Source organism: Candidatus Litorirhabdus singularis (assembly GCF_026262625.1).
GTDB lineage: Bacteria > Pseudomonadota > Gammaproteobacteria > Pseudomonadales > Halieaceae > Litorirhabdus > Litorirhabdus singularis.
On sequence record NZ_SHNN01000004.1, the window covers coordinates 311652 to 325340 of the forward strand.

Below are 13689 nucleotides of genomic sequence, written 5' to 3' on the forward strand. Positions count from 1 at the left end.
ATCGGTTATTACGGCTCCGACCCCTTTATCTTTTTAGGGCTCTGACCCCTTTAACTAGTGGGCTGTTTCAGGGGTTTTATGTAGCGCGGTTTGTCTGAGACAGGCTTGATGTATCGCTGGTGGGGTGAAGGGGGAGGTACCCCCGTAGGCGAGTGTGTCTAGGCGTCCGGTACCTGTGGTCGCTGTCGCAGCCTCAGGATCATTGCGTTGAGTGAATGGAGTAGGCTAGTTGCTTGGGAATCAAGGCCGGACTACCGCAGTCACAGATCGTTAAATCTCCAATACCCTTCAGAAGCCTTCAATAATACTCTTGCGCTTATTTGAATATTCTTCCTCAGTCAGCACGCCCTGCTCATGCAGGTCCTCCAATACTCTTAGTCGGACGGCTATTGTGGAATTCTCGTACTCCTCAATGTCGGCAGTTTCTACGCCATTTTCCTGCCCCGCGTTAGTGCAACCGTTTCGAATATATAGCTTTTCCAAAGCCATATATCGCTCCTGATAGGCCTGAATTTCGACCTTTTCTGCATCGCTCAGATCCATGAAGAACCAGGGAACAATCAGGAACCAGCCAGCGACGCCAAGCGCTACATTCTTGCCGGTCTTCTTTGTTTCAGGCACAAGCTCGGCGACCTGAGCGTTTATATAGGCCAACTCTGCCTTTAGCTCCTGACAGCTCATCTCATCGTCCCCAAGTTTATAACTTGCCACTGGCATAGCAGTCTTACCAGCACAACCCACTAGGGCAGCTACAAGAGCTATACAAATTGCGTTTCGGTAGCGCTTGGGGAAATTATCTGTTCCTAAGCTATCCATTACACTGCAACCTCCGAAGGGGTTTTTGGTTTCTCAAGACTTCATTTAAGCAGCTCTATGAGGTACTGCCAAGCTAATTGCTTATCACTGGTAGAATCAGCGAATGAACCCATACAATCGACACCGATGCCCACGGCACGTCATCAACATCGGAGGAAAAGGGGGCAGAGCCCTTTAACTTTCAAGACGCGCCTTTATCTCTAATGCCACACAGATAGACGATCGACTATTTAGGGCTCTGACCCCTTTAACTCAGCAGCAAAGGGCTTCTTTAAACGCCTGTTGCGATCTAGTGGCACTGAGCCAAGGAAGATCGTGACCGATAAGATGCGAAGCTATGGAGTCGCTCACCGGGAGTTAATACCAGACACGATTCACAGCACGCAGCAGTATGAGAATAATCGGGCTGAACAATCACACGAGGCGACCAGGGTGCGAGAGCGGGTGATGCGTAAGTTCAAATCGGTCAAACAGGCTCAGAGATTTCTGGGTGCACATGCTGCGGTCTCCAATCTCTTCAATTTGGGTCGGCACATGGTGGGTGCTCAGCATTATCGTGATCTCACGGCAGGTGCGTTCGAAGAATGGGGTAGGGCGGTAGTTTGAGATCTGAGGATAGATTCCGATGATCTCAAAAAGTTAACTTGTCAAAACCCTTTACAGAGTGTTGATGCCTCGGCAAATCTACTGTACTTGCGAATGCCCATTATCTAAACCTGACCAGTTGTCTGTGTTTTTACGCATGTTGCCCTGCGATTTTTGGTTCGTCCATGGGCGCGAGGTTTGGGGTGGTGTGGCAGGCGTATACGTCGATTTGCCCCGGCCTTTCCCTGTGAACGATTTGAATATGGTGCCGCCACGGTCCATTTCTCACTAGCACCCATATCACAGAAACGAAATTGGTTACTTTTGGTTGCACCAATTGATAGTCATAATGAATATCTGTGAAATGGATTTTTCCTTGAGATTAGCGAGATGACAAACGGATGAGCTTCTGGAATATATATGACAACAGCCGACAGGCACTAAGAGAACGCCGAGGACATAAGGATAACTTGCAGAGCATCGAGAGGTGTAGAGAGGAAGCGATTGCACTGGAGGAGGCGGCCCGGGAGCGATCCAAGAAGACGACAGAACTTTTCAATCTGCAATTGCAGGGCGCGGTCAGCTCCTTGGAGTCAGCACGAGAGTGTCTGTCTAGTTTCATTGAGTTAGGCGAACAGAGGTTTGCCGAAACTGGCTCGAGTGAGGGCTTTGCTTTTACTGCCGATTTTAGTGAAGCGACTTCCACTGGCAGCGCTGATGTAAGTGCCACGTTATTGGCAGCGGTCAAAGGCTCTACAGGAGTGGCAGCTTCTATTGCGGCGTACTCAACTGTAGGTGCTGTGGGTGCTGCTTCCACTGGGGCGAGTATCGCAACTCTATCGGGAGCTGCCGCGACAAACGCCACGCTTGCTTGGTTCGGTGGAGGTGCATTGGCCGCGGGCGGTGGTGGTATGGCAGTTGGCATGGGCGTTCTAGGTGCTCTAGCAGCGGCCCCCGTGGCCTTCGCGGGTGCGGAATATGCATCCAAGCACTACAAAAAACGTGGGAGTAGTTCTGCTGAAGAGTTGATTAGAATCCAGCGTGAGTATGAGGAGAAAAAAGCTGAGTGTAGTTTAGCTGATCAGGTCTCCGAAAGGTTAGGCACCAAGATCGCGGTGTTTCGACATATAGTTTCTCGTGCAAATCACTGGGTATCGTTAGTGAGAAGTTTTAGTGATGTAGGAAGCACCCAGCTGGTTATCGTAACTCAGGCCTTTGGGCTCAGTATGATGCAGCTTGAAGAAGCGTTCCGATCGGTTATACAGCATGCGGTTGTTGATGAGCAGGGACAATTGACTGCACCACTTGATCTAGATGTCGATGAAATTGTACTCGCAAGAGAAAGCTCGAAGTGGTCGATATGAGTCGGTCAGCCCGCTTATGATCGACGTAAGGGCGGCCGACGATTATCATCGGATACACGAGGGCAAGTTCCCTAATATTTTCAGCTGCACCGTTCGCATAACAAATTGCTCTGTGTCTCAATAGTATTGACGAGGCACGCAGGACCAAGGGGATGTAGTAAATGTCAAAAATCGAATTAGATCATTCGAAGGGTGCGGTAAATAGAGCGGGGGTTACATTGCTGTCTCCAGAACAGCAGGGACAGCATGAAGCCAAATCTGTGTTGGATAACTGGCGAGGGTGTCATGTGGCTCCTCTGAACAGTTTCCAGACTTCTCTGAGACTTAGGCTCAAGAAAGTTGATGGAAAGGCGCTTGTATCTCAAAGGCTGAAGCGAACTCCCTCTATACTTTCAAAACTAGAGCGTAACCCCGGTATGAAGCTGGCTCGAATGCAGGACATCGGTGGGATTCGGGCGGTTGTGAAGACCATGAGGGAGGTTAGAGAAATTGAATCTGCGTATAAGAAAGGAACCAGGGTGTTTTCGCTTGTCAAAGGAGGAAAAGACTACATAAATTACCCTAAAGATTCGGGGTATAGAAGTGTTCATATGATTTTCAAATGTAAAGACGGATTCTCGATTGAATTACAAGTTAGAACTGAAATACAGCACGCATGGGCAACGGCCGTCGAAACAATGGGTACATTTCTGGACCACTCGCTCAAGTCTAGCCAGGGGCCCGAAGAGTGGCTTAGCTTTTTTACATTGGCCAGCTCTGCGTTTGCCATCCTCGAGAGCACGCCTCGAGCACCAGAGCATGACAGTTATTCTGCGAGACAGGTTTTAGAGGCCTTGCTAGAGAAAGAGCAGGAACTGGATGTCATAAAGAAGCTTTCTGGATTTAGAGTGGCTGCACGACACATAGAGGCTGATAAGGAAAAGGGTCACTATCATCTTGTTACGCTCAACCTTGAAACTAGGTTCGCGAATATACAAACCTATGCTCCGAAAGATATCGATAGAGCAAACATTGAGTATTCGCTGAAAGAAGAGCGTGTGAAAAAAGGAGAGAACCTGCAAGTTGTTCTGGTTACATCGGAGTCAATATCGGCACTAAAAAAGGCGTATCCGAGCTTCTTTCTAGATGCCCAATTGTTCGCAACGCAGATTGCTGTAGTTAGGAGGAAGCTCGCTAAGATGGCGTAGCACAATGGTGGAAATAATAGGAAGAGCGTCTAGAGTTGGATGCCAAATTTTAGAGCTTTCTCGTTGTCCTGGTGCAAGGTGCCTTGCTCTCAAGATTGACTTTTGGTAAATGAAAACTGACAAGCGGCGAACTACCGCACTGTAGGAGAGCGGCTCCTATTACTGTCAGTAAAATGCCTCTCCCAATCTGTCAAGTCTGGAGCGAGTAGGTGCCGTTAGCATCCACCCAGCACCACCAAATCCCCCTGCATCACCGCCAGCGCCACATCAGTAGCCACCACGCTCCTCAGGTCGCCATCTTCATCACTATCGAGGTTAATACAGAATCCCATCCAGAACTTTACCTGCGCATCCGAGTTACCGGCCTGCTGGAGGTATTGCTCGAGGGCTTCTTGGTGGCTCTGGACTTCACCAGCTTCGGCTTTCAGGTAGGCGAGGGTGAGTGTTGTTAGGTGCTTGATGGTCATGGTGTGAGGATAGCAGTTGTTGGTGGTTTGGCTATTTGCTGTGTATTACAGGCTGGGCAGTATTGGAATCTTAGGGCAGCTGCGTTTACAGATTGGGGAATGGCGGTAGCTTGAGATCAGGAGTTACATTTGGCTGGCTTCAGGAAGTTATCTTGTAAAAACCATAAAAATGATGTGGATATATTAAGACCAGCTGGAATAGACATGAAATATTTCCCTGAAAATATTATTTGCCCATGTAAACATCATTCGAAGCTACCCGATAACAGTAAGGATTGATTAATAGATGAATGTGAAGAAAAGCCCGGTATTGGTCAAAAAATGCGCAACCGAAGTGTCGCTTCGAGATGGTGAGATTTATGGCAAGAAACAACTGCGGCAGTGCTTCTGTAGCCTTGTTGAAATCTCAGGTAGATATCCCAATCTCTTCGACTTGGAGCTAGATCATGTGTATGTGCTAGCGAGGGTATGCTGGAATCCACCTGTGAAGTACTCGTCTCTAGCCAGTCACTTGGATATGGATACTGCCAAGGTCCAAGGAATGCTTAGTGATCTCGCCACTTTTGAGCTATGCGAGTACGATGGCACTAGCGAATATGTCCCTACAGAATTGGGCGAACAGTTTATTGTAGATCTCGCAGTTGAGACTTTTCTGACGGAGAGGACTCAGACACTCCCCGGGCTGAACAACGCGGTTGAATGGGTCGAAGCAATGCTCGGTTTGAATCCAGTCAGAAAAAGCTCTTACGCAACTTGGTCGATTGCCTAAATGATAAAAGATGAAGTAACCGAGCTAATCTGCAATATCCGCCACGGCATTATGACCGCAAGTATGAACTACGAACTTTGGTGGACTTATCGAAGCTCTGATAATCGCGAGCGATTCACTAGAGCAATGAACGAGTATGGCCCGGTGTTCCAGACTGCGATCAATGCTCATTTTCTGAGCACAGTAGTTTGTCTCTACAGGTTGTTCGAAACTCGTCAGGATACCGCCAATATTACGCGGCTGGGTGCAATACTGCTGGAGCAGGAGCTTATCTCTGAACAAGTAAGAGACGACTTTGTTGCCTTTGTTGACGCTGAGGTAAAACCAATTTGGCAGAAAGTCGCGATTCTCCGTAGTAATGCTTTTGCCCATGATTCGCTTAAGCTCTCAAATGAGGATGCGTTCAAGGTGGCGGAGATCACGCCAGATCAAATCGGTGAACTTGTGTTTGTTACCAAAGTCGCATTCGAAAAGCTCACTTATGCCGTCGATGGTTCTAGTAATGCTTATCCTGAGGCAAGTCATGCCGGAGAAAGGTTGCTGAGTGACTTACAGGAAATCTTCGATCAGAGATACACAGCACGCGGCACATAGCTATTAATCAGTTGTTACTCATGCGATACCCTTTGGGGCGCTGGGCGCTACTGGTGTCTTACAGGGTAAGTTTACTCGCAGCCAGCTAGTTTCTGTGCACTCTCGGCTCTTCATCATTAACGGGGACACCGGCATTCATTAAGCAGGTCTTACGAAGATCGTTTAATGGAGAGAGTACCAATCACCGAGCAGTAAAGCTCCGCTCCAAATAGGCACTTAGTCCGGGCTGAGCATTATCGTGATCTTAGGGCAGGTGCGTTCGCAGAGCGGGGTATGGTAGTTGCTTGAACAGACTTAGCGCAATTACTGCCGCCTCCAGGAGCTAACTTGCCAATACCCTGGCAACAGTTGAATTTAGTGACATTCACCGTTGAGTAGATATAACAGGTTGATTTGATCTGGGTCACGGCGTTCTCACTGGTGTTTTCGTAGACTGACCACAGACTTGATACCTTGGCCGGTTTGGCGTGTCGCGTTTGGTTAGTAATTTGGCGCTGTCAGTCATTCGGTCCAAGATGAGCCATAGGTATTGTTAGAGCATCAAAATTGGCTTTGGATTCTATTGGATTTGGGCAAAATCGTCCTCGGCTGTAAATCCCACGGAGGGACAAGAAATGAAAAAGATAATTATTACGCTGGCGCTGGTCAGCATGGCTTCTACCGCAGCGGCACAGGATACATATCGCGATATCGGCGGGATTACTTATGGGAGCGACGGCTATAATAGTCGTAATATTGGCGGCACCACCTATCACAATAATATTGGCGGCTCTGTTGGAAATGCTACGTCACGCAACATTGGTGGGACGACATATCACAATGGTTCTGTGAATGGTACGTCGCGTAATATTGGGGGCACCACCTATCATGATCTCAATGGTCAGCAGGGCACTTCCCGCACCATCGGTGGAACTACATATCATAACATCGGCGGCAAAACGACCGCATGCAGGGACATTGGCGGAACCACCTATTGCAACTAAACCCTTGGACAGCCTAGATACCACTCCCTGAGAGGGTAGGCTTTTAGTCAACTAATTCGAGGATATTATTTTTGCTAGCCTGGGTGAAAACCAGCTATAGATTACAATCAATCTCTACACCGCAATCATCACTAGGACCCCAGTCATCTACCGCATTTCGAGCGATTACAAGAATGTTGTTAGCCAGCTTGGTAGAGCAAAATACGAAATCCAGTTGGCGCGTCGCATTTTGTGGGTCGCGCTGACCCGTGTGGTAGTAGGTCGGTACATTTTTACTCCCCTTGGGTAGCTCGTCGGGCCATGGGTGCGCATGCAGCGGTTAGCAATTTATTCAATATGGGTAGGCATCTGGTCAAGGCTAAGCGCTGTCGGAATCTTAGGGAAGGTGCGTTCGCAGAATGGGGTAGGGCGGTTGCTTGAGATCGGATGGCAGATTCCAGCTGTCTCAATTAGTTAAGTTGCCAATACCTATAAAGTTGCCCCCGTTATCCCTTATTCCAAAACCATAATTACGCGATTGTTCCACTCAGCTATCTCGTTCCATGTACTCAGGTCATTGCTGTTGTCAGGGTATGGTACTAGTGGTTTTTCCAGCCCATAGCCAATAACTTCGAACTTGTGCGGTGGGAATAAATGATCGGCTTGTGCGCGAATGGAATTTCCTATTCGTTGAGATATAGCGAGGGCGTATTCTCTGCTGTATGAACTGGTTTCTCTATTCATTTCCCTATCGCTGGTTGTAGCTAAGCGCCCTCCGTCAGGTATATTTTCGATTGAATCTGGAATAAAGACAAACTTACCAATATGGCTCTCCAGAATAATATCCTGCTCAATTTTCAGTTCGGCCAACCTTTCAAGAGCGCCACTAATGAGCTGCAGCCAACGGTTATTGGGCATGTCTGATCTGTCGTAGGGGAAAACGGCAGCTTCGTTGAATACCCAAACCAGCGTGTTAATCGCTCCGTCTTTCTGGTGGCGTGCTTCATTCTCTGCGCGTAGTGCTTTATGTTCCGATAGTACAGCTTCCTTTTTTGCTTCCAGAGCTGCGACGGTCTGTCGCTCGGCGATAAGTCGTTGTACCTCTGCTTCCTGATATAAGTTGAAGAATAGCAGGGCCGGACTGAGCAGGATGACGGTATAGAGCGCAAGTTTGAAAGTTTGAGTGTTCTGCAGCAGAGTGGTCGTAATTCCTTGCAACGCCGTCGCGCTCGGGCGTAAGTCGATAGCTTTGACTTCTGCATTTTCAAGTAACACTGGAAGCCAGTAGCGAGCCATGAAACTGTGATCGTCGCATTCAGCGCTCTCAAAATAGTGGGAATGTCCACCAACAAAAAACCGGTTAGTCAGCTGCTTACCCATCATGCCATGAAAGCCCAATCTTCCAGCCATTCCGGTGCCCAATACGAATATCTGGTTTATGATGAGTATGGAATCTTTGCTACCACAATCATTTACAACGCGCTTCAGCTTGCCTGTCCGCAATAGATCTGACCAGTCAAAATCGGATGTCAAAACGCTGCCCGCCATCAGCACGGTATGAATGTTCGGGCAAGCGTTTACAGGTAATCGCTTTAGCGCCCAGCCGATAAGGTGCGTGCCGAAGCTATGGCCGACGAGGTCAATGCGGGCGTTGTCCGCGCCATGGAGCGAGATGGCCAATTGCTTGGAAAAGCGTCGTGTTACCAGCCATCGTAAGGGTGGAATTAAAAATGCAATCACTGAAAAGTAGCCATAGTGATAGTTGTGTACTTCGGTGTTTGGAGCACGCTCTGTGAGCATGCTAGCCAGCGCGTTTTGCCATTGCCCATACGTCCTTATGCCGTGGACAGTAATTACAATGTGTCGATCGTATGTCATAACCGCTCGTATTATTCAGTATTTGGTAGGTGCTCTTTGACAAAATTAGAATACGATAATTAGCAACGTGAGACAAAGGGGCAGGATACAAGGGGGAAGCTAACATCTAATTTGTCGAAGGCTATTTATGGCGCGATCAGGCGAGGACTTTTAAGGGTACTGCCAAGTTAAATCCCGCCCACTGGCAGAATCAGCGCATGAACACCTATAAACGCCACAGATTCCCACCAGATATCATTAGCTACGCCGTGTGGCTCTACTACCGGTTCAACCTCAGTCACCGTGATATCGAAGATCTACTCGCCGAACGGGAGGGGCACAATCCTCAACTCGCCACTCACTCGTTTACCACACAATACTAGCGACTAGCAGGTTGTGGTGATTCAACTGTTCTGCGGGAATCCGGACGTAAGTTGGAGTAACCTGTACTCCATCCTTCACCTCACTAAAATGAATGTTCAAAATGCAAGTTATGGCAGGGCTGCAAAGCTTGTAAATGTGTATCTCAAAACTATGGTGGTTCTAATAGATCCTTCCGGAGAACCTGCGAAGCTCATTTATCCACCAATCGACAGAATTCTGTTGCAGAGCCTCGCTGCTAAGTCTGATGCCGATGAAGAAACGAAGAAATTTTTTCGCAGAATAAAATGGACCCAGTTAGATGAGCCTGAATATTTTGAAGTGGTTGGAATATTAAGAACGCTCAACGGTGATAGGCCGTTCTGGATAATTGAAGAGCACTGGAATGTGACAAACTAGAGATGTTTATCTGGCTGTCTAGCTGGAGACTGGGGCCATAAACTCTGTCCTTTCAGGAAAAGGGGTCAAGGAAAAGGGGTCAGAGCCCTTTAACTTTCCAGACGCGCCGTTATTTCTAATGCCATACAGCTAGACGATGGACTATTTAGGGCTCTGGCCCCTTCAACTAGACCCCTTCAACTAGACCCCTTCAACTAGACCCCTGTAACTAAAAACCAGTAGCACGCTCTTCAGGCCGGTTTAGCGATGGCAAGCAACTCACACGGGCGGTGCGGGGTTATTGCAGGAAAAAATCCTGCCTGCTGTATACTGCAGGAGCATGCTCACAGGACGGGAATGGATGCTTACCCGGGAATATAATACAGCAGCTGCCGAGCCCGAGGCATGAGCCGACTAGCTCGCTTGTTACCGGCGACAGGTTGGCTGCGCCAGTACACGAGTGCAGAATTTAACTCGGACCTGATTGCTGCCGCGGTGGTCACTGTGATGCTGATACCGCAGTCGCTGGCCTACGCCATGCTTGCCGGAGCACCACCCGTAATGGGCCTGTACGCCAGCATATTACCGCTTGTGGCATACGCGCTGTTTGGCAGCAGCCGAACCCTGTCCGTGGGGCCGGTGGCCATTGTCTCACTGATGACCGCCACCGCGGTTGGTCAAGTCGTAGAGCCCGGTTCCGCCGAGTATATTAGCGCTACCATCACCCTGGCCCTGCTATCCGGCGTCATGATGCTGCTTATGGGTCTATTGCGTTTTGGTATGCTCGCCAATCTTTTGTCGCACCCGGTCGTCGCCGGCTTTATTACGGCTTCAAGCATCATCATTGTGCTCAGCCAGCTCAAACACATTCTGGGCATCAGCGCCCAGGGCGAAAATGCCTTCGCCCTCACCGCAGACCTGCTCGCCAATATCACCGCCACCAACCTGAGCACTTTATGCGTCGGTGGTTTTGCACTGGCCTTTCTGTTCTGGGCCCGCAAGGGACTATCGCCGCTGCTGGAAGCCGCAGGGTTGTCCACAGCAAATGCCAGCCGACTGGCCAAGGCCGGGCCAGTGCTGGCGGTTATCGTCACCACACTGGCGGCCTGGATGCTGGAGCTGGATCAACGCGCTGTGGCACTTGTTGGGGCCATCCCCGCTGGCTTGCCCAGCCTTAGCCTGCCAACGTTCGAAGTAAACCAATGGCGTGAACTGGCGGGAGCGGCACTGCTCATCTCAATCATAGGATACGTAGAGTCGGTGTCGGTAGGCAAAACCCTGGCCGCCAAGCGCGGCCAGCGTATTGATGCCAACCAGGAACTCATTGGACTGGGCGCGGCCAACGTGGCTTCTGCGGTTTCCGGTGGTATCCCTGTTACCGGTGGGTTTTCGCGTTCGGTAGTCAACTTTGAGGCGGGCGCGGCGACACAAATGGCCAGCATTCTCACGGCAATTGGCATCGGCTTGGCGGCCTTGCTACTCACCCCTTACCTGGCCTACCTGCCCAAAGCGACGCTGGCAGCAGCAATTATCGTCGCCATTTCTTCATTAATCGATCTTTCTTCCATCAAGCGCGCCTGGCTCTATTCGAAATCTGACTTCATCGCGGTTGCTACTACTATTGGTATCACTCTGGGGTTGGGTGTAGAACTCGGTGTCATCTGCGGCGTGGTGGCATCCATTGCCCTGCACCTGCACAAAACCAGCCAACCTCATATCGCTGTTGTCGGTGAAGTTCCGGGAACTGAGCATTTTCGTAACGTTGAACGCCACAGGGTCATTACCACTCCCCGAATTGTGACCCTGCGTATCGACGAAAGCCTGTATTTTGCCAATGTCAGTTTTGTGGAGGACAAAATCTACGCCATTCTGGCCGAAAATCCGGAAGTAGAACACATCATTCTGATGTGCACGGCAATCAATGAGATAGACCTTAGCGCGCTGGAAGTACTAGAGTCGGTGAATGAGCGAATCAGGGAGCTGGGCGCTGATCTGCATCTTAGCGAGGTCAAGGGCCCAGTGATGGACGCACTCAAGAAAACCGATTTTTTGGACAAGCTGACCGGTAAGGTTTACCTGAGCCAGCATCAGGCGATTGCGGAACTTGAGATCGCGACACCTAGCGTTTATTTCCCTTGAAGGTATGGGGAAAAGGGGTCAGAGCCCTTTAACCCTCCAGGCGCGCCTTTATCTCTAATGCCATGCAGATAGACGATGGACTATTTAGGGCTCTGACCCCTTTAAACACTCGCGATTGATTTCAGTCTCGCCACGCCTCATATGATCTTTAACGCCCTGCCGGGCGTAATAGAAGTACATTGTGATGAGCTTTCTGCTTCAGGGGTCAATAGTATGCCTGCCAAACCACGTATTGTTACTGTTACCGGTGCCGTCGGCTTTGTCGGCCGTCATGTGGTGCAGCGCCTGCTGGATGACGGTCGCTTTGCTGTGCGCTGTTTGGTGCGTCCAGACAGCGATGTATCTGCTCTACAGGCCATGTCGGCCAAGTTGCAGTTTGTGGCCGGTGATATCACGGTACCCGATACGCTGGTAGACGCTTTTCAAGATAGCTGGGGCGTGATTAATGTGGCGGGTTATCGTGAATTCTGGAGTCAGGATCGTGACCAATTCTATGCCTTAAATGAACGCGGTGCGCGTAATGTGTTTGAGGCATGCCTGGCGGCAGAGGTTAAAAAGGTGCTGCAGGTGAGTACACCGCTGGCGTTTGGTCTACCGGACACCTTGCCCTTTAACGAAGAGACGCCCGCGGGCCCCCATGCCAGTGACTATGCCCGTAGTAAGTACCAGGGTGACCAGGTCGGCTGGCTATTGCACCGCGAGCAGGGTTTGCCGCTCACGACGGTGTATCTGGCTGCGGTGATTGGTGCGGGTGATGACAAGGCGACTATGGAGGTAGGCAGGATGGTCGAGGGCAAGTTACCGGCCCTGGTGGGTGCCGATACAACCTACACCTACGTTTATGTGCGCGATGCGGCTGATGCAATCTTTAAAGCCCTGGTTAAACGTAATTCGGTGGGACAGTCGTACTTAATTGGTAACCAGCGTGCGACTACCCGGGAGTACTTTACGCTGATTGGCCAGTTGGCCGGGGTGGCCGTGCCCAAGCGGAATATCCCCGAAGCCTGGTTGTTGCCCGTGGCCCGCGGCATGGAATGGCTGGCACGTACCACCGGCAAGCGCCCGGTGCTGCCAATAGATGTACTTAAAACCACAATGGCGGGCTCGTTGCTGTTTGATGCCAGCCGCTCTATTGAAGCGCTGGGTATGCAGTACACGCCATTGCAAACGGCGCTGGCCGAAGCGGTTGAAGAGCTTCAGCAATAAGGTAAACAACCTATGAGCGCAACCCATAGGGTCAGACTGGATTGAAGCTGACGGCAGATCAATAGAGACCGTAGCTAAACTCCATCATCATGGGCTTCAGCGCCCATGGCCGTAATGAGCGCACGTAACGCTTTTGCCAGCACCTCTAATTCCGCTTCATCAGTGCCCCGGATCACCAGGTTAGTGCCGTAGCCTGCTTTACGGTAAAAGGGATAACTGCCAATATCTACAGCAGGATGTTTGGCCTGCAGTTCACCCAGTTGTTTGGCCACCTCGCTCTCGCCCAGATAAGCACCAATGGTTCGTGATCGCATTGGATCGGTGCCGCCCAGTCGCTCTTTTGTCAGCGCGCCAACCATGGCTTGCATCACCATGGGTACGCCAGCCATCACAAAAACATTACCCATTTGAAACCCTTGCGGGCCACCGGTGGTGTTGTCAATCAAAGTGGCGCCTTGCGGTACGCGCGCCATCAAGAGGCGCGATTCCATGATTTCGGGAGCCGTTTCGCGCCCGCGAATACGCGCGGCGATGTCTGGATGAAAGACGACGTCTACACCAAAGGCTTTGGCAATACACACCGCGGTAATGTCATCGTGGGTAGGGCCAATGCCGCCGGTCGTAAAAACATGGTCAAATTTGGCGCGCGTTTCATTCACGGTTTCCACAATGGTCGCTTCTATGTCGGGGATCACCCGCGCCTCGGTCAAACGCACGCCTAGTTCATTTAGCGCCTTGGCTAAAAAATTGAGGTTGGTGTCCTGGGTGCGTCCAGAAAGAATTTCGTTGCCGATAATCAGCATGCAGGCGGTTACGGTTTTGCCAGCCATTAGAGGTCTCTACTGTCAGTGGTGCGAAATATACAAAGTGTTACAGGCGCATGATAACGCTGCTAGCGTTGGTGGCGCCATTCTGGATAAAAGGGGTTGGATAAAAGGGGTCGGATAAAAGGGGTCAGAGCCCTTTAAATTGTGTCCTATAATC

General features: G+C 50.3%; 12 protein-coding genes and 2 pseudogenes. 10 read left to right on the forward strand and 4 right to left on the reverse strand.

All coding sequences use genetic code 11. From position 1 onward, the window contains the following. Positions 1-288: 288 nt before the first annotated feature. A complete protein-coding gene (locus EYC98_RS18640) occupies positions 289-717 on the reverse strand; it encodes an SHOCT domain-containing protein (RefSeq protein ID WP_279246905.1) in 429 nt (142 codons plus the stop codon). Between the two features lie 351 nt (positions 718-1068). Here EYC98_RS18640 and EYC98_RS18645 point away from each other — a divergent pair. The 3 genes and pseudogenes from EYC98_RS18645 to EYC98_RS18655 form a co-directional block, all read left to right on the forward strand. Then, positions 1069-1422 (forward strand): annotated as a pseudogene (locus EYC98_RS18645) (DDE-type integrase/transposase/recombinase); the annotation flags it as partial. Positions 1423-1871: 449 nt separating this feature from the next. Continuing rightward, positions 1872-2765, forward strand: coding sequence for a hypothetical protein (locus EYC98_RS18650; protein ID WP_279246906.1), 894 nt, complete (start codon positions 1872-1874; stop codon positions 2763-2765). Between the two features lie 161 nt (positions 2766-2926). Next, positions 2927-3952 carry a RelA/SpoT domain-containing protein gene (locus tag EYC98_RS18655; protein WP_279246907.1) on the forward strand — a complete coding sequence of 342 codons (1026 nt, stop codon included), beginning with the start codon at positions 2927-2929 and terminating at the stop codon, positions 3950-3952. Between the two features lie 215 nt (positions 3953-4167). Here EYC98_RS18655 and EYC98_RS18660 read toward each other — a convergent pair whose 3' ends face one another. After that, positions 4168-4419, reverse strand: coding sequence for a hypothetical protein (locus EYC98_RS18660; protein ID WP_279246908.1), 252 nt, complete (start codon positions 4417-4419; stop codon positions 4168-4170). 286 nt (positions 4420-4705) lie between these two features. Between EYC98_RS18660 and EYC98_RS18665 the strand changes: the two genes are divergently transcribed. From EYC98_RS18665 to EYC98_RS18675, 3 genes are all read left to right on the forward strand, one after another. Beyond that, positions 4706-5188 carry a hypothetical protein gene (locus EYC98_RS18665; protein ID WP_279246909.1) on the forward strand — a complete coding sequence of 161 codons (483 nt, stop codon included), beginning with the start codon at positions 4706-4708 and terminating at the stop codon, positions 5186-5188. Continuing rightward, the gene (locus EYC98_RS18670) at positions 5189-5782 is read left to right on the forward strand and encodes an AbiU2 domain-containing protein (protein WP_279246910.1); all 594 of its coding nucleotides are present in this window, start codon (positions 5189-5191) and stop codon (positions 5780-5782) included. A 614-nt stretch (positions 5783-6396) separates the two neighbouring features. Further along, positions 6397-6765, forward strand: a complete 369-nt coding sequence (locus EYC98_RS18675; RefSeq protein ID WP_279246911.1) for a hypothetical protein — start codon at positions 6397-6399, stop codon at positions 6763-6765. Between the two features lie 492 nt (positions 6766-7257). Here the strand turns inward: EYC98_RS18675 and EYC98_RS18680 are convergent, their stop codons facing one another. Further along, on the reverse strand, positions 7258-8622 hold the full coding sequence (locus EYC98_RS18680) for a lipase family protein (RefSeq protein ID WP_279246912.1): 1365 nt from the start codon (positions 8620-8622) through the stop codon (positions 7258-7260). Positions 8623-8819: 197 nt separating this feature from the next. On the opposite strand from EYC98_RS18680, the pseudogene EYC98_RS18685 reads away from it, so the two are divergent. The 4 genes and pseudogenes from EYC98_RS18685 to EYC98_RS18700 form a co-directional block, all read left to right on the forward strand. Next, positions 8820-8933, forward strand: a pseudogene (locus EYC98_RS18685) (IS6 family transposase); the annotation flags it as partial. 67 nt (positions 8934-9000) lie between these two features. After that, on the forward strand, positions 9001-9381 hold the full coding sequence (locus EYC98_RS18690) for a hypothetical protein (protein WP_279246913.1): 381 nt from the start codon (positions 9001-9003) through the stop codon (positions 9379-9381). A 384-nt stretch (positions 9382-9765) separates the two neighbouring features. Then, positions 9766-11499, forward strand: coding sequence for a SulP family inorganic anion transporter (locus tag EYC98_RS18695; RefSeq protein WP_279246914.1), 1734 nt, complete (start codon positions 9766-9768; stop codon positions 11497-11499). Positions 11500-11712: 213 nt separating this feature from the next. Further along, entirely contained in the window at positions 11713-12705 is a 993-nt protein-coding gene (locus EYC98_RS18700; protein WP_279246915.1) for an NAD-dependent epimerase/dehydratase family protein, read from the forward strand. A gap of 74 nt (positions 12706-12779) precedes the next feature. On the opposite strand, the gene EYC98_RS18705 is transcribed toward EYC98_RS18700, so the two are convergent. Then, entirely contained in the window at positions 12780-13535 is a 756-nt protein-coding gene (locus EYC98_RS18705) for a competence/damage-inducible protein A (RefSeq protein WP_279246916.1), read from the reverse strand. Positions 13536-13689: the final 154 nt, after the last annotated feature.